The following is a 17,486-nucleotide window of genomic DNA, read 5'->3' on the forward strand; positions in this document are numbered from 1 at the left end:
TGTTATGATAGGTGTAGTTTTTGTGAAAAACTTGATCTTAGTAAAGGAGCCGAAAACATGTCCTCTGCTTCTTATTTAACTGTAAAAGCATTAACAAAATATATTAAACGAAAATTCGATGCGGACCCTCACCTACGCGAAGTGTATGTGAAAGGCGAACTATCAAATGTGAAAATTCATCAATCTGGCCATATTTACTTTACATTGAAGGATGATGGGGCAAGAATTGCTGCCACGATGTTTAAAGCGGCTGCCACGAAATTAGCATTTGAACCAAAAGAAGGTATGCAAGTATTTATTCGTGGGGATGTAAACGTTTACGAAGGCTATGGGACTTATCAGCTATATGTCCAAGAAATGCAACCGGATGGTATCGGTAGTCTATTTGTTGCCTTTAATCAATTAAAAGAACAATTACAAAAAGAAGGGCTTTTTAAATTAGATTGGAAACAATCGATCCCAAAGTTTCCTGAAAAAATTGGTGTGCTAACATCAACAACAGGAGCAGCGATTCGAGATATTTGTACGACTTTAAAGAGACGTTACCCTCTAGCTGAAATTCTGATTTACCCTACACTCGTTCAAGGAGCACAGGCGGCACCAAATATTGTGCAAAATATTCAACGTGCCAATCAAGATGCTACGTGTCAAGTGTTGATTGTCGGACGAGGGGGAGGCTCTATCGAGGACTTATGGGCATTCAATGAAGAAATAGTAGCGAGAGCTATTTTTGAAAGTCGAATCCCTATTATTAGCGCAGTTGGTCATGAAACAGATACGACAATTGCCGACTATGTCTCTGATTTACGCGCACCTACACCAACAGCAGCCGCAGAGATGGCAGTACCAGATCAAACGGAGCTATTCCAGCGGGTACTTTCACAAAAATCTCAAATTCACCAAATGGTTAGGTCGCAACTTATGGCTGAACGACAACGTCTTAATAAGCTCCAACAGTCTTATCCATTGTCAATGCCAGAAAGACTTTATCGACCGTTTACTGAAAGATTGGCACAGCTCGAGTCAGGATTGCAAACAGCCATGCAAGTAGATTTGATGAAGAAGAGTGCACAGCTTCAACAATTACATAGTACGGTGGCACAACATTCACCAAAAAAAGCACTTGCTTTCCATCAACGAGAGCTAGAAGCGCGCATGCAACAGTTAACACGTGCTGCAACGTATTATGTAGCGAAGCAGCAACAACAATTTGAGGCAACCATTCGAACACTAGAAGCATTAAATCCACTATCCATTTTAACAAGAGGATTTACAGTCGCTTATAAAGATCAACATATGATCAAATCATCCACTGAAGTACAAGAGCAGGATTATCTGACATTAGCTTTCCATGATGGGAAGGTTGTGGCTGAAGTGAAGGATATTTTGCCAAAGAATGAGGGGGAATCGTTGTGACAGAAAAGCAACAGACTTTCGCAGAGGCTATGACGGCATTGGAAGAAATAGTTCGCCAGCTAGAACAAGGCGATGTGCCATTGGAAAATGCGATTGATTTATACAAGCAAGGAATGGAGCTATCAAAGTTTTGCCATAGTAAGCTGCAACATGCTGAAGAGCAGCTAGTATCTATTGTCCAAGAGACAGGTGAAACAACAGCATTTGATCCACTAAAGGGAGAGAATTAGGAAATGAATGAGCCATTAAAGTACTTTATTGAAAGCAACATACCACAAATCGAAGAAACGATGTTTGCACTTGTTTCAAAAATTGATGCTCCAGTAGATTTAAAGGACTCCATGCTATATTCATTAAAGGCGGGCGGAAAACGTATACGACCACTTTTTGTATTAGCTGTCCTTGAGCTTTACAGAAAAAATTTACAGGATGGTTTAATTGTAGGGGCTGTTATTGAAATCATTCATACGTACTCGTTAATTCATGATGATTTACCAAGCATGGATAATGATGATTTTAGAAGAGGAAAGCCAACAAACCACAAAGTTTATGGAGAAGCACTTGCAACACTAGCTGGTGATGCATTAAACACATTGGCATTTGGTATTTTAGCGCGCATGGATGTAACGGCTGAAAAGCGTATAGAGCTTGTGCAGTTATTAAGCGTTGCCGCAGGTGCTGAAGGCATGGTTGGTGGTCAAGTACTCGATATGGAGGGTGAGCAGCGTCAGCTTGATTTAACGGAACTGGAACAAGTCCATGTCAATAAAACTGGTGCTTTATTAAGATTTAGTATTGAAGCGGGAGCCGTATTAGCAGACGCGTCTAAACAAGACCGTGCTACATTGAAGGAATATGCCCATCACATCGGCCTAGCTTTCCAAATCCAAGACGATATTTTAGATATCGAAGGGACAACAGAAGAACTAGGGAAAACGGCGGGCAAAGATGTAGCTAGTGATAAGAGTACTTATCCAGCACTTTTAACGCTAGATGGAGCGAAAGAAAAGCTTGCGGAGCATTATCAACATGCCATTAATGCACTCGATCAATTACCAATAGATGCTAGCTTGTTACGAGACTTTGCGGCATATATTGTTCATCGTAAAAACTAAGAGAAAATCAAGGCATTGAAGGAAAAGAATATGCTAGAATAGGTGGGAACGTTTACAAATTGTAAACAATGAAGTGCTCGTGCTTTTAGCATATTGATAACACTGCTATAATAGTGAAAACAAATGCGGTGAATATTTTATTGAAAAGGTGTGTGAGAAAGGTGGATTTAAATAAAATAACTAGTCCATCCTTTTTAAAAAACTTAAATAAGAAGGAGCTTGAGCAGGTAGCGCAAGAAATTCGTACCTTCTTAATCGAAAAATGTTCTGTCACAGGTGGACATATCGGGCCGAATTTAGGAGTAGTCGAGCTTACGATGATGTTGCATAAAATGTTTGACAGTCCAAAAGATAAGTTTTTGTGGGATGTTGGCCACCAAGCTTACGTGCATAAAATTTTAACAGGTCGTGCGAGTCAATTTGACACACTACGTCAGTTCAAAGGGCTTTGTGGATTTCCAAAGCGCGTGGAGAGTGAACATGATGAATGGGAAACAGGTCATAGCTCAACTTCCTTATCAGCAGCCATGGGTATGGCAGCAGCACGTGATATAAAAAAAGAACATAACTATGTAATTCCTATTATTGGGGATGGCGCTTTAACTGGCGGTATGGCGCTTGAAGCGTTAAATCATATCGGACATGCGAAAACGAATATGATTGTCATCCTAAATGATAATGAAATGTCCATTGCTCCAAATGTTGGTGCGCTTCACAGTGTTTTAGGACGTTTGCGTACTGCCAAGGAGTATTCAAAAGCCAAAGAAGAGCTCGAATCACTGATTAATAAAATTCCGGTATTAGGTGGGAAGCTTGCATCTACTGCGGAACGCTTGAAGGATAGCTTAAAATATTTAGTGGTGTCAGGGGTCTTTTTTGAAGAACTAGGCTTTAAATATCTTGGTCCTATTGATGGTCATGATTTTGAAGCATTGGAAATGACATTATCCCATGCAAAAAAAGTGAAAGGGCCAGTCCTGGTTCACGTGATTACGAAAAAAGGGAAGGGCTATAAACCTGCTGAAGACGATACAATTGGTAATTGGCATGGAACAGGTCCTTATAAAATTGAAAATGGTGCCTTTGTTAAGTCAGAGACAAAAGGGCCAGCATGGAGTAGTTTAATTGCAGAAACTGTTCGTAAAATTGCTCATGAAGATGAGCGAATCGTGACGATCACACCTGCTATGCCTGTCGGGTCAAAATTACAAGGTATTCAACAGGATTTTCCAAATCGTTTCTTTGACGTGGGGATTGCTGAGCAGCATGCAGCAACAATGGCAGCAGGTTTAGCTACACAAAATATGAAGCCATTTTTAGCGATTTATTCCACATTCCTACAACGTGCTTATGACCAAGTTTTACATGATATTGCACGTCCGAATCTAAATGTCTTTATCGGTATTGATCGTGCTGGTTTAGTTGGGGCAGACGGGGAAACACATCAGGGCGTATTTGATATCGCTTTCCTTCGTCATATTCCAAACATGACGATCATGATGCCTAAGGATGAGAATGAGGGGCAGCATATGGTGAAAACAGCTATTGAGTATGATGGAGGTCCAATTGCGTTACGTTATCCACGTGGTAATGGGATTGGCGTACCACTAGATGATGAGCTTGTGGCATTACCAATTGGTAGCTGGGAAGTTTTACGAGAAGGAAAAGACGCTTCCATTTTAACATTTGGCACAACGATTCCGATGGCCATGCAAGCAGCAGACATGTTAGCACAGCAAGGTATTGATATTGAGGTGGTCAATGCACGCTTTATCAAACCAATGGATAAGGATATGCTACATCGAATTTTATCTAATCATAAACCGATTTTAACGATTGAAGAAGCGGTTCTAAAAGGTGGATTTGGCAGCGGCGTATTAGAATTTGCTCATGACCATGGCTATCTTAATGCAATTGTTGATCGTATGGGTATTCCAGATCAATATATCGAGCATGGTAATGTCGATCAGCTGCTTGAAGAAATTCATATGACAGCAGAGGATGCGGTAGCGCGTATGCAGGTATTACTTCAACAAAAACAGCAAGTAGGTTTGAATAAATAATGACAAAACAACCAAAAGAACGCGTGGATATTTTACTAGTAGAGCGTGGATTATGTGAAACAAGAGAAAAAGCAAAACGTTCCATTATGGCAGGACTTGTTTTTTCAAATGAAATACGTATCGATAAAGCAGGAGAAAAAATTGCTATCGATTCCCCTCTACAAGTAAAAGGCTCCGATTTAAAATATGTTAGTCGTGGTGGTCTGAAGCTTGAAAAGGCCCTACAAATTTTTGATATGTCTGTAGAAGGGAAGCTGATGCTTGACATTGGCTCCTCTACAGGTGGATTTACAGATTGTGCGTTGCAGCATGGAGCAAGACATTGCTATGCGCTGGATGTTGGCTCCAATCAATTAGCATGGAAAATTCGGTCGGATGAACGTGTGACTGTCATGGAAAAAACTAATTTCCGATATACTACGGCGGCAGATTTATCTGAAGGGTTACCTGATTTTGCAACAATAGATGTTAGTTTTATTTCTTTATCATTAATTTTACCGGTGTTAAAGACATTATTGCTACCAGGTGGCGATGTCATGGCATTGGTGAAGCCGCAGTTTGAAGCGGGAAAAGATAAGGTTGGAAAAAAAGGTATCGTTCGTGATAAAAAAGTCCATCTTGAAGTATTAGAAAAAACGGCAGCAATGGCCACAGAAGTTGGATTTGTGGTGAAGGATGCTTCTTATTCCCCGATAACAGGTGGAGAAGGAAATATTGAATTTTTATTCCATTTAGTGAATCCTGTTGGAGAAGAAGACATTCCTGCATATACAGCTTTTAATGCACTCGTAGAAGAAGCGCATAATTCTTTAAAATAACACGTGCTCGCTTATAGAGCCGTGTTTTTTCTTGTGCTTTTTTGTTGAAAATGGTAGTGTGATTATACACATAATTAATTATTTATTAGAGGTGGCTATGATGAATAAAGGACAACGACATATACGGATTAGGGATATTATTGCTAATCATGAAATTGAAACACAAGATGATTTAGTCGATTTTCTAAAAGATGCAGGCTATAATGTGACACAAGCTACGGTATCCCGTGATATCAAAGAGCTACATTTGGTGAAAGTACCATTACAGGACGGCCGCTATAAGTATAGCTTGCCCGCAGATCAAAGATTTAACCCAGTACAAAAATTACATCGCGCATTAGCGGATGCCTTTATCAGCATTGATGGAGCTTCGCACTTTTTAGTGATGAAAGCTCTTCCTGGAAATGCGAATGCGATTGCATCCTTATTAGACCATTTAGATTGGCCAGAAATTTTAGGTACAATTTCTGGAGACGATACCATTTTAATTATTTGTCGAGATGAAAACGAGCGGGAAAATACAAAAAATCGCTTACTAGACATGCTTTAAAAAATGGGGAAATGGATTCAGAGGTGACAATTAGTGTTAAGAGAGCTTAGTATCCGAAACTTTGCTATCATTGAGGATTTGACTGTAAGTTTTTCAGAAGGATTGACAGTGCTAACTGGGGAAACTGGTGCTGGTAAATCAATTATCATTGATGCTGTTCATTTACTTGCTGGTGGGCGGGGAAATACTGAATTTATTCGTCATGGAGCAAGGAAAGCAGAATTAGGTGGTTTATTTCAAATTTCGAATTCCACGCATCCAGTGCTGAAAAAATTAGAAGAAGCAGGCATTGAAATTGAAGAAGATACAGTTATTTTACGTCGTGATTTAAATGATTCTGGGAAAAGTATTTGCCGTGTAAATGGTAAACTTGTGCCATTATCAGTGCTGAGGGAAATTGGTGCGAGTCTTATTGATATTCATGGCCAACATGAAAATCAAGAGCTGATGGATGAAAAACAACATATCAATTTACTCGACCAGTTTGCAGAAGAACAGCTGTTGCCTATTCAAAAAACATACAGCGAACAATATGAAGAATATCGAATGCTGAAAAAGGACCTGGCTTCAATTTCTATTGATGAACAATTGATGGCACAACGCATTGATTTGTATCAATTTCAAATAAAAGAGCTAGAAGAAGCCAATTTAAGGCTAGGTGAGGAAGATGAGCTTCTTGATGAACGCCGTCGACTCATGAATTACAATAAAATTTTTGAGCGCTCTAGTGCTGCCTATGAGGCTATTCAGGGAGAATCAAAAGGTCTTGATTGGATTGGTAATGCAATGGGAGCTTTGGACGATGCAGCAACAGTGGATGAACAATTCAAAGAAGCTTCCGAGGCAGTGACAACGGCATTTTATGCGCTACAAGATGCGGCTTATCAGGTCAAAAATGTATTAGATGAGTTAGAGTTTGATCCAGCACGTTTAAATGAGGTGGAGCAACGGTTAGCTTTATTCCAAAATTTAAAACGCAAATATGGTTCGACAGTGGAGGACATTTTAGCGTATTTTGAAAAAATAAAAATAGAGTTAAATGAACTGCTCAATCGTGATGAAATTTTGCAGGTGAAAGAGCGAAGAGTGCTTGAAATGGAATCGGTGCTCAATGAGCTTGCTGCAGAACTTTCAACCGTGCGTAAAGCGGCTGCCCAACAGTTAAGTGAAGCCATTATGGCAGAGTTACGTGAATTACATATGGAAAAAGCTAAATTCATTGTCAATTTTGAAGAATTGTCATATTTCGATGCAAATGGAAAAGATCAAATTGTTTTCTATATTTCTACCAATGTTGGAGAACCACCAAAGTCCTTACCGAAAATTGCTTCGGGAGGAGAGTTATCACGAATGATGCTGGCGCTGAAAACCATTTTCTCTTCTTCGAATGGTATTACATCCATCATTTTTGATGAAGTGGACACAGGTGTTAGTGGAAGAGTAGCGCAGGCCATTGCAGAAAAAATTGCTGCAGTATCCATTAATTCTCAAGTGCTTTGCATTTCACACTTACCTCAAGTTGCAGCAATGGCTGATCATCATTACTTTATAAAAAAAGAAGTCGAACATGATCGAACATTTACTTCTTTATCAGAAATTGATCAGAAGGCACGGATTGAAGAAGTCAGCCGTATGATGTCTGGAACAGAAATTACTGCTTTAACGCTACAGCATGCAACAGAGTTATTAACCATGGCAGAAGAACGTAAAAAACAAATGCGTTAAGCATATTCCAGAAACAGTTGTTGATACTGTTTCTGGTTTTTTTCTTTTTGCACAAATATTTACCGCTTATAAGAATGCCACAACAACACATAGTAAAAAGACAAAAATGAAAAGGAGGTGTCGTATGAATCGTCGTTGGCGTCAATTAGTCATTTTGCCTATGCTCATCTTTTTGTTAGTGTTGCCTATACAAGCTTTAGCCGCCAAAAAGCTTATACCGATGGGAGAAGCCATTGGAATCCAACTTCAATTATCGCATGTGTTTGTAGCGCATGATGTACTGTTAGCTTCCAATCAGTGGATGAAAGGCGGCGCAGTGATTGAAAAAATTAATGATATACCTGTAAAATCGCTGGCAGATGCCAAACAAGCTATGGCTAAAGAAGGCCAACAGAAATGGACGATCAATAATGACGGAAAACAAGTTACACTTGAATTACAAAATCAAGAAGCAGAGCACATCATATCCTTTTTAAAAGATGAAACAGATGGAGTAGGAACACTGACTTATATTGATCCAGAGACAAAAAACTATGGCGCACTAGGTCATCAAATTGTTGATTCAACCCTACAAGAAGCCCCTGTATTTAGAGCTGGCTCCATTTTTTTAGCTTCCATTCAACAAATCCGTAAAAGTATGCCTGGCCAACCGGGATACAAAATCTCCTCCATTGAAAAACATCAGGAACGTTTAGGGAGTATAGATAAAAATACTGTTTATGGAATTTTTGGCCGTTGGGAAGAAGGCTATCCACAAAGATTACCCAAAGCGATTGAAATTATGCATGAAAAGGATATAAAAACGGGGAAAGCGGAAATATATACGGCGATTGAAGGCCGTAAAGTCGAAACTTTTTCCATTGAAATAACAAAGGTTGAAAATGAACGACTTGAATTTATAGTATCTGACGAAAAGCTCATTGAAAAAACGGGTGGAATTTTGCAAGGAATGAGTGGCAGTCCTATCATTCAAGACGGTCGGTTTGTCGGTGCTGTGACACATATGTTTGTGGAGGAGCCGAAAAAGGGAGCAGCTCTAACGGTAGCTGAAATGTTAAGAAAGTCTTCCTAAAAAGAGGGATGGCATTTGGTAAAAATCCGCATTTTCCGCAGGCAGAACAGGTGCCGCTGGAGACTTGCGGATTTTTACCTTTTTGTTAAAAAGACCTTGAATTCAACAAGTATTTCTCATAATAACCTTAAGGAGTCATGATATTTAAAAAAACTGTAGTTTTATCTTATTTTTTTATCTAAAATAGGTAATAAGAGCATTTCGACAGTTTGCCATTATTTAGCGCAACTTGTCGATATTAAAAGAAAGTATCGGACTACATACTCATTTTTGGAAATGAAAAAGGTTTTTAAACAAAAATGTCGAAAATTCCACAGTGTGCCAAAAACGGCATTTAGGGGTTAGGTTAACGCTTTGGAGTGTTCAAAGCAAGTCCAGAAGGAGGAATTGAAATGACAAAGGTAAAAGTAGCGATTGCAGATGATAATCGTGAGTTATTAAAAACAATGGAGCAATATTTCCAGGGACATGCCGAAATAGAAATTATTGCGACAGCTTCGAATGGAAAAATTTGTCTACAAATGCTTGAGGAATTTACACCTGATATTTTACTTCTAGATATAATTATGCCTCATCTTGACGGCTTAGCTGTTTTAGAATCGATGTATCAAAATGAGAAAATGTCATCAGTCCAAGTAATTATGTTAACAGCCTTTGGCCAAGAAGATGTCATGAAGCAGGCTGTAGATTTAGGGGCTTCCTATTTCATGCTAAAGCCATTTGAATTTGACCAATTGGTACAAAAGATTTTACACTGTGCTGGACAGAAGGCGACACTTCCTAAAAAGACAAGCGTTTTACAACCAACAGTGCCTCAAAAATTAAATCAGCATCAATTAGACAGCACAATTACAGCCATCATTAAAGAAATTGGTGTACCTGCGCATATTAAAGGGTACTCTTATTTGCGCGAAGCCATTCAAATGGTATTCGAAGATATTGAATTATTAGGATCTGTGACAAAAATTTTATATCCGGAAATTGCAAAAAAATTCAACACAACACCATCACGCGTTGAACGTGCTATTCGTCATGCTATTGAAGTGGCATGGAATCGTGGCAATTATGAATCCATTTCGTCGATGTTTGGTTACACAGTCCATCATTTGAAATCCAAGCCGACGAATAGTGAGTTCATTGCTATGATAGCAGACAAAATCCGTATTGACATGATGGCTAGCTAAACGTACAGCTTTTAGCAATAAATGATAGAAAAACTGAAATAGCAATTATACTTCGAGTTTTTATAACGCCATTTTTAGACAGTGGAATCACTGTTTAGAAGGGCGTATTTTTTTATGCCTTAATCCCTTACTATAAAAATATTTCAAAAAAATTGGTTTGGTGGTAATCTTATCTTATAGGGGTGATACTAATGTAATGCAATTTAGGTTTAGATATTAGTATTAAAGGGTGGATTCTAGAATAGAATGTGGAGGTATACATATGAGAAAAGTGTTATGTTCATTGTTTTTTGTATTAATTTTGTCTATTCTTTCATTTAATAGTTCAGAAGTGAATGCTGCAGAAAAGGTTTCAAATCGTGCCGAATCAATTGTTGAAATTGGGAAGCTTTTAGGATTGGATGGTACTCAAAGAGCAACACAATTTAAAGATGTTCCGAAAAGTCACTACGCAAGTGGTTATATCCAATCAGCAGTTGATAAAGGAATTGTAAGTGGATATTCAGATGGTACATTCAAGCCCTCGCAAGAATTAACAAGAGCACATATTGCGATTTTTATTTCAAGAGCTTTTGGTTCAAAATTACCTACAGGGAATGCTACGTTTAAAGATGTCCCTCGAGAAAATAGTGCATATAATGCGATTCAACAATTAGTAGCTGCTGGTATAACAGCTGGTTATTCTGATGGTACATTTAAGCCTAATAATAAATTGACTCAAACGCACCTAAAAGCTTTTATAAATAGAACAGAGCAATATATAAAATCTGGTAAAGTTTCTAGTAATCCAAATACATCCAACACCAGCAGAGGAAACGGTGCTATAAAGGGTACGGTTGTTTGGAAGTATAACGACTTCATTGGTACTTTAGGAGATACAGGTGCTACAGTTTATCTATTTTCAACAACTGCAACATATCCAAGTTACACTAAACAAGAATTATTCGATTGGCTTGATAATAAAACTGAGTTGAAAAATGTATATAGAACTTTAGTAGATAAGAATGGGAATTATAGTATTAATAGTATTCCCTCTGGAAATTATATCGCAGTAATCTCATCGAAAAATGCAAAACGGAATATTTCTGAACCTTTAAATTCGCATAGTCAGCTTAAATCTATATTTGGTAATTATAATTATAAAGTTTTTGAAGATAACACAATGTTCCTTTATAAACATCAAATTAAAAACATAGAAATTACGAATAATACAACAGTAGATTTTAGTAATGACTTTGGTTATACTGCTTGGTAATACTTCCTTTTCTACCCTGTTTTTTTGGGGTAGTTTTTTATTACATACTGTTAGATTAAATAACTAGAAGCAGGTGATTCAAATGAAAAGTGTCAATTTTCAATTAGATGTAATGAATTCAATAGAAATTATACAAATAGATGAACAATTATTTGAAGTCCGTCTCGTAGTAGACGGTAAAATAAATATGCGATATATGACTAAGGAAGAATTAGAACAACTTGGTTCGACCTTCCAAATTGGAAATATAAAGAGTTATCTTGAATAAAGAGCCTTAATATCTGAAAATTTTATAGTTCTAAAGACCTTTTATTATTTATTTTTTATGACGATCCCATCCTATAATATATATCTAGGGAATACTATTTGTTCAAATGATCCTAATAGAATATCCATGTAATTAAGGGTAATTTTATTAAAAAAATAAAATAATAAACATTTTTTAGTATTATAAACCTATTTATATTTAATGGAAATAAAAAATAGTTCGATGTTTTAATGATTAAGTAGTACTATTTTCTTTCTCGTTAGTGACAATGGTCTCTAAACAAATGTAAGTGGATTGTATATACTTACATATAGAGGGAAGGAGGAGGTAGCTTGATTCTAGTTCGAAATGAAAACTTCGAAATTTCTGAAGAAAATGGCAAGGTATTTATGCTTACTTTTAGTGCCGGATTCCCATTAAAAGAATTTGATAGCATTTTACGTAGTCATCCGCGACTTAAATTATCTAATTTTTCAATTTTAAAAAACGTGCTGTCTACTCAAAATACAAGTCCAGTAGAAATTGGCCGCTGGCTTCCAAATATTGAAGCTGAAATTGCCCGTGATAAAATGTCAGCCTCTATTTTTATCTATGAAACAAACGAATATATTGCCAATCATAAAGAAAAGCTGACACAGCAAATTCAAGAAATACTTGCTGAAAATGAAATTGTGCATGGAATTTTAGATTTTGATATTTCGAAGGCTGAACCAGGAAAAGCATTTTTAATTGCTCAGGGGCAACCACCGATAGCAGGCACGGATGCACAAATTACATACTTACCTAAGCCGGAGAGAAAACCGGTCATTCGTGATGATGGAAAAGCGGATTACTTTGATATGAATTTTATCTCAGAAATTTCGGAAGGCTCATGGCTAGGTGAAAAGATTCCTGCTACATTAGGTAAACCAGGGAAAAATGTGCTAGGTGAGGTAGTGGCTGCCGCACCAGGACGGGATTTTCCAATCCGATACGATACAAAATCAGCATATGAAGTGGAAGAGGACGGGAAAATTGTGATCCGCTCGAAAATTGCTGGTGTTCTAGATGATGTGAAAGGTATGATTGGTGTAAACAGACACCTACCTATTAACGGTGATGTAGGCGTTGAAACAGGTAATCTAGAATTTAATGGTTCTCTTAGTATTAAAGGAACAGTAACAAATGGCTATACAGTTATTGCAACTGGTGATATTTCTATTGATGGCGCTGAAGGTGTAAGCGGTGCCAAACTGATTAAATCCATCGAAGGAGATGTTTATATTCGCGGTGGCATATTTGGTCTTGGGTCAACAGTTGTGGAAGCGGGTGGCAATATTTTTGTCAAACATGTCAATGAAGCAAATTTAATGGCAGCAGAAAGTATCCATATTGGTTTCTATGCATTAGGTTCACAGCTTTCAGCCCATTCCATTTTAGTGGATGAACGAAAAGGTAAAATTATTGGAGGGCGTGCTGTAGCTAAAAATACGATTGTCACGGCCATATCTGGTAATCGATTGGAACGGCGAACGGATTTGATTATTGAAAGTGTCAATAAACAAGAGAATAATTCGATCATGCAGGAAAAAGCTGTCCAGCTTAAAGAGTTACAATCAGAAATTGCAGCCCATGAATCCAAAATGAAAAGTTTATTGCCATTTCTCAACCAAATGTCTAAAGAACAAACAGCATCCTTTGAAGAGACAAAGCAAGCTTTAACAAAGTTAAAGGCAGAAGCGGTTACATTAGATCGTGAAATAAAGCTAATAATGGACGAAATGCGTCATATTGGTAAAGAAGAGATTGTTGTGACAAAGGAAGCGCATCCGGGGACGTATATTCAAATTGGTAAAAAATCATCTTTATTAAGCAAAATGACCAATGGTAAATTTCTGCTAGAGTTTGGTGAGTTAAATGTCTAATTCGTCCTATATTCCGGTGTTTGCACATCGAGGAGCATCGGCCTATGCGCTAGAAAATACCTTTAAAGCTTTTGAAAAGGCATTGGAGCTTGGGGCTGATGGCATTGAGTTAGACATCCAATTTTCAAAAGATGGTTGTCCAATCGTCTACCATGATCCACAATTGTCAAGATTAGTAGGTATCAATAAACTGGTGAGTGATTGTACGATGGAAGAGTTATTACGTTTTAAACTCGGCAAGCCTTGGAGGCGTCTTTTTTCATCGGCTAAAATACCAGCATTTGATGCAGTTTTAGCATGGGCTAAAACACATAAGCTCCCTTTAAATATTGAATTAAAATCAACCATTTTAGACAATCAAAGTGGGCTGAATGACTTTCTTCAAGGGCTATCGTTACCAGCAGGGAGCCACTTCTCGTCGTTCCATTACGAAATACTGGAATATGTGAAAAAGCAAAGACCTGAATATGAAACGGCTCTAATAGCCACGAAAAAATTAAAATGGGATCTGTTAGCTGATTACAAAGCTGCTGATACTGTCCATATGCATAAAAGGTACTACAAGCCAAGATATTTAGAGGCATGCGTAACAAGCGGCAAAGCCTGTCGTTTTTATGCAATTGATGGTAATGAACCATTCTTAACCAATCCTCACCATGCTGTAATAGGTTGGATAACAGATTACCCTGATAAAGTCATCACTACACAGCAGCGTGTATAAAAATAGCTATCCAGTAAGTCCATGTGACTTATTTGGATAGCTATTTTTATTTTTTTTGGAAGCGAGGTGCTACTTTTCCATTTTTGCGGTCACGATGTAGTAAAAATCCTGCGAAAAAGCCAAAGCCTATAACAAAGAATATAACACCTACTACAAATTGTAGCCATAAAAATGGGAAAGGCGAAAGAAGCTTCCCAAATAATGTATCACGCATAAATTTAATGCCGCCTGCAGCCATAAGACCTGGAATAAGCATTACAATAAATGCAGCTAAACGGGCCATATATACCCCTCCTTATTCCTATGATTAATTGTACCTGTGGATGGGGGAATGTCAAGAAAGGCTAGTAATCAATATAATAATTGTTCGTCAAAACTAGACGGAGCATATAGTAGTTTTTGTTACTGAATGTTTAGAAAATTCTTACTTAAACAAGAATATGTAATAATAGTTGCGAAATTGTGAATTTGTCAGTATTGTAAAAATAAGTGGAGCAATATTATCCATTACTAAACAATTTTTATCCTAGGGTCTAAACACCTACTGAAAAATGGGGCTCAGTATTATAGCTGAGGCGAGGACAACAAGTGGTAAGATTGTTAGATAAAACTTGATTGGGACGGGCATTTGGGGATGCACTTTCCAAAGCAAAGGGGCGAGTTTCATGGAAATCTTCAAGTATATGGAAAAGTATGATTATGAACAATTGGTATTTTGCCAAGATGAAGCATCAGGGTTAAAAGCGGTTATCGCTATCCATGATACAACACTTGGACCAGCATTAGGCGGGGCACGTATGTGGACATATGCATCAGAGGAAAATGCAGTGGAAGACGCATTGCGTTTAGCACGAGGTATGACCTACAAAAATGCGGCAGCTGGTTTAAACCTTGGCGGTGGAAAAACGGTCATTATCGGTGACCCATTTAAAGATAAAAACGAAGAAATGTTCCGTGCATTAGGTCGTTTCATCCAAGGCTTAAATGGTCGTTATATCACGGCAGAAGACGTAGGTACAACAGTTACAGATATGGATTTAATCCATGAGGAAACAGATTATGTAACAGGAATCTCACCTGCATTCGGTTCATCAGGGAACCCATCTCCAGTAACGGCGTATGGTGTTTACCGCGGTATGAAAGCGGCTGCAAAAGAAGCATTTGGTTCAGAATCATTAGAGGGATTAAAAATTTCTGTACAAGGTCTAGGAAATGTAGCCTACAAGCTTTGCGAGTATTTACATAATGAAGGGGCAAAACTTGTTGTAACAGATATCAATCAAGCAGCAATTGATAGAGTTGTGAATGACTTTGACGCAATTGCAGTAGCTCCAGATGAAATCTACGCGCAAGAAGTTGATATTTTCTCTCCTTGTGCTTTAGGTGCTATATTAAATGATGAAACAATTCCACAATTAAAAGCAAAAGTAATTGCTGGGTCTGCTAATAATCAGTTAAAAGATTCACGTCATGGTGATTTCCTACATGAATTAGGTATTGTCTATGCACCAGACTATGTCATTAATGCTGGTGGCGTTATTAACGTTGCGGATGAATTATATGGTTATAATCGTGAACGTGCTCTGAAACGCATTGACGGTATATATGATAGTATTGAAAAGATCTTTGCTATTTCAAAACGAGATGGCATTCCAACATATGTGGCAGCGAATCGTTTAGCTGAAGAACGCATTGCGCGTGTGGCGAAATCTCGCAGCCAATTCTTAAAAAATGAAAAAAATATTTTACACGGTCGCTAATATACAAGGTTTGAAAATTTGGAGAAGTCGCATTGTCGACTTCTTCTAATTTTACCAACAAATAAGAGCACCGTTGCAGTAAAGCTAAAGTTCTGTTCTTCTTAAGCAAAAATAGACCGCAAGCTAATTGGTAGGGTAATGGTTTAATAGATAGAATACTTTAGCACTTTTCTCAAAAGGGGGAATAAACATGGCTCAAAATTATGATGTTGTCATTTTAGGTGGAGGTACAGGCGGTTATGTGGCGGCCATCCGCGCTGCGCAACTAGGCTTGAAAACAGCTATTGTAGAGCGGGATCGTTTAGGTGGAACATGCTTGCACAAAGGCTGTATCCCAAGTAAAGCTTTACTTCGAAGTGCAGAAGTATATCGAATGGCTAATAAAACGGCTAGTGAGTATGGTGTTGACATTGAAGGTGTGACACTGCAATTTGACAAAGTGCAAGCTAGGAAGCAAGCGATCGTTGAGCAATTAAGCCAAGGTGTGAATACACTGATGAAAAAAGGCAAAATAGATGTTTATCATGGTACAGGACGAATTTTAGGTCCCTCTATTTTCTCTCCTATGCCAGGAACTATTTCCGTAGAAATGTCCAATGGGCAAGAAAATGAAATGCTTGTACCGACGAATGTTGTCATTGCAACTGGCTCAAAGCCAAGAGGTATGGCAGGATTAACAGTTGATGGCCAATATGTGATGAATTCAGATCATGCGTTGGAGCTTGACAATTTACCAAAATCATTGTTAATCATTGGCGGTGGTGTCATTGGAATTGAGTGGGCATCTATGCTTTGCGATTTTGGCGTATATGTAACAGTTCTAGAATACGGACCAACTATCTTACCTGCAGAGGATGCTGATATTGTCAAAGAAGTAACAAAGCAGCTTGAAAAGAGGGGAGTTCGCATTGTCACAAATGCCCGTTTAGATGCAGATACATTCAAAATAGAAAATGATAACGTTTTCATTTCTGCGAAAGTGAATGAGCAGGAAGAAATCTTTGAGGCAGATAAACTTTTACTTTGTGTTGGTCGTGAAGCCAACACGCAAGACATTGGCTTGGAAAATACAGAAATCGAAGTGGAAAATGGCTTCATTAAAGTGAATGATTCTTATCAAACGAAGGAATCACATATGTATGCCATAGGTGATGTGATTGGTGGCTTACAGTTAGCGCATGTGGCTTCTCATGAAGGACTGTCAGCAATCGAGCATATAGCGACAGGTAAAGCAGAGCATATCGATGATCTGAAGGTACCGAAATGTGTTTATTCATATCCAGAGGTTGCTAGCATTGGCTTAACCGAAGGTGCTGCCAAAGAGCGAGGCTTTTCATTAAAAATCGGTAAATTCCCTTTCAAGGCAATTGGTAAGGCATTGGTAAATGGGGAAGCAGAAGGTTTTGTAAAAATAATTGCTGATGAAGAAACAGATGATATTTTGGGTATTCATATGGTAGGGCCGCACGTGACAGATTTAATTGGAGAGGCATCTTTAGCTAAATTGTTGGATGCAACACCATGGGAAATTAGTCAGGCAATTCATCCACATCCTTCATTAAACGAGGTATTAGTGGAATCTGCTTTAGCAGTTGATGGTCGTGCTATCCATTTTTAAATTTTCTGAATTTCATA

The 17,486-nt window shown here is 38.0% G+C and carries 16 protein-coding genes; 15 read left to right on the forward strand and 1 reads right to left on the reverse strand.

The features are described from left to right. Positions 1-57: 57 nt before the first annotated feature. From xseA to ACOZBY_RS08295, 13 genes are all read left to right on the forward strand, one after another. Positions 58-1,416, forward strand: a complete 1,359-nt coding sequence (xseA, locus tag ACOZBY_RS08235; protein ID WP_031417408.1) for an exodeoxyribonuclease VII large subunit — start codon at positions 58-60, stop codon at positions 1,414-1,416. Then, on the forward strand, positions 1,413-1,646 hold the full coding sequence (xseB, locus tag ACOZBY_RS08240) for an exodeoxyribonuclease VII small subunit (protein ID WP_008179899.1): 234 nt from the start codon (positions 1,413-1,415) through the stop codon (positions 1,644-1,646). The genes xseA and xseB overlap by 4 nt, the downstream gene beginning before the upstream one ends. Before the next feature lie 3 nt (positions 1,647-1,649). After that, positions 1,650-2,531 carry a polyprenyl synthetase family protein gene (locus tag ACOZBY_RS08245; protein ID WP_012295058.1) on the forward strand — a complete coding sequence of 294 codons (882 nt, stop codon included), beginning with the start codon at positions 1,650-1,652 and terminating at the stop codon, positions 2,529-2,531. Between the two features lie 161 nt (positions 2,532-2,692). After that, on the forward strand, positions 2,693-4,594 hold the full coding sequence (dxs, locus tag ACOZBY_RS08250; RefSeq protein WP_012295057.1) for a 1-deoxy-D-xylulose-5-phosphate synthase: 1,902 nt from the start codon (positions 2,693-2,695) through the stop codon (positions 4,592-4,594). Then, a complete protein-coding gene (locus ACOZBY_RS08255) occupies positions 4,594-5,412 on the forward strand; it encodes a TlyA family RNA methyltransferase (RefSeq protein WP_012295056.1) in 819 nt (272 codons plus the stop codon). Before dxs ends, ACOZBY_RS08255 begins: the two co-directional genes overlap by 1 nt. Before the next feature lie 100 nt (positions 5,413-5,512). After that, positions 5,513-5,962 carry a transcriptional regulator AhrC/ArgR gene (ahrC, locus tag ACOZBY_RS08260; protein ID WP_031417410.1) on the forward strand — a complete coding sequence of 150 codons (450 nt, stop codon included), beginning with the start codon at positions 5,513-5,515 and terminating at the stop codon, positions 5,960-5,962. Positions 5,963-5,995: 33 nt separating this feature from the next. Then, the gene (recN, locus tag ACOZBY_RS08265; protein WP_036164101.1) at positions 5,996-7,687 is read left to right on the forward strand and encodes a DNA repair protein RecN; all 1,692 of its coding nucleotides are present in this window, start codon (positions 5,996-5,998) and stop codon (positions 7,685-7,687) included. A gap of 124 nt (positions 7,688-7,811) precedes the next feature. After that, positions 7,812-8,759, forward strand: coding sequence for a SpoIVB peptidase S55 domain-containing protein (locus ACOZBY_RS08270; protein ID WP_031417413.1), 948 nt, complete (start codon positions 7,812-7,814; stop codon positions 8,757-8,759). A gap of 392 nt (positions 8,760-9,151) precedes the next feature. Next, positions 9,152-9,943, forward strand: a complete 792-nt coding sequence (gene spo0A / locus ACOZBY_RS08275) for a sporulation transcription factor Spo0A (protein WP_031417414.1) — start codon at positions 9,152-9,154, stop codon at positions 9,941-9,943. 262 nt (positions 9,944-10,205) lie between these two features. Continuing rightward, positions 10,206-11,198 carry an S-layer homology domain-containing protein gene (locus ACOZBY_RS08280; RefSeq protein WP_031417416.1) on the forward strand — a complete coding sequence of 331 codons (993 nt, stop codon included), beginning with the start codon at positions 10,206-10,208 and terminating at the stop codon, positions 11,196-11,198. Positions 11,199-11,280: 82 nt separating this feature from the next. After that, the gene (locus tag ACOZBY_RS08285) at positions 11,281-11,466 is read left to right on the forward strand and encodes a hypothetical protein (protein WP_198695896.1); all 186 of its coding nucleotides are present in this window, start codon (positions 11,281-11,283) and stop codon (positions 11,464-11,466) included. A gap of 332 nt (positions 11,467-11,798) precedes the next feature. After that, on the forward strand, positions 11,799-13,370 hold the full coding sequence (locus ACOZBY_RS08290; RefSeq protein WP_207889238.1) for a DUF342 domain-containing protein: 1,572 nt from the start codon (positions 11,799-11,801) through the stop codon (positions 13,368-13,370). Then, positions 13,363-14,091, forward strand: a complete 729-nt coding sequence (locus ACOZBY_RS08295) for a glycerophosphodiester phosphodiesterase (RefSeq protein ID WP_031417420.1) — start codon at positions 13,363-13,365, stop codon at positions 14,089-14,091. Before ACOZBY_RS08290 ends, ACOZBY_RS08295 begins: the two co-directional genes overlap by 8 nt. Before the next feature lie 46 nt (positions 14,092-14,137). Here ACOZBY_RS08295 and ACOZBY_RS08300 read toward each other — a convergent pair whose 3' ends face one another. Next, positions 14,138-14,374, reverse strand: coding sequence for a DUF2627 family protein (locus tag ACOZBY_RS08300; RefSeq protein WP_008179922.1), 237 nt, complete (start codon positions 14,372-14,374; stop codon positions 14,138-14,140). A gap of 382 nt (positions 14,375-14,756) precedes the next feature. On the opposite strand from ACOZBY_RS08300, the gene ACOZBY_RS08305 reads away from it, so the two are divergent. Then, positions 14,757-15,851: a Leu/Phe/Val dehydrogenase gene (locus ACOZBY_RS08305; protein ID WP_422761993.1), complete on the forward strand. Its 1,095-nt coding sequence runs from the start codon at positions 14,757-14,759 to the stop codon at positions 15,849-15,851. Between the two features lie 190 nt (positions 15,852-16,041). Further along, entirely contained in the window at positions 16,042-17,469 is a 1,428-nt protein-coding gene (gene lpdA / locus ACOZBY_RS08310; protein ID WP_207889237.1) for a dihydrolipoyl dehydrogenase, read from the forward strand. Positions 17,470-17,486: the final 17 nt, after the last annotated feature.

Origin of the sequence: Lysinibacillus sp. NPDC056220 (genome assembly GCF_049315265.1) — a bacterium.
GTDB classification, from domain to species: Bacteria; Bacillota; Bacilli; order Bacillales_A; family Planococcaceae; genus Lysinibacillus; species Lysinibacillus pinottii.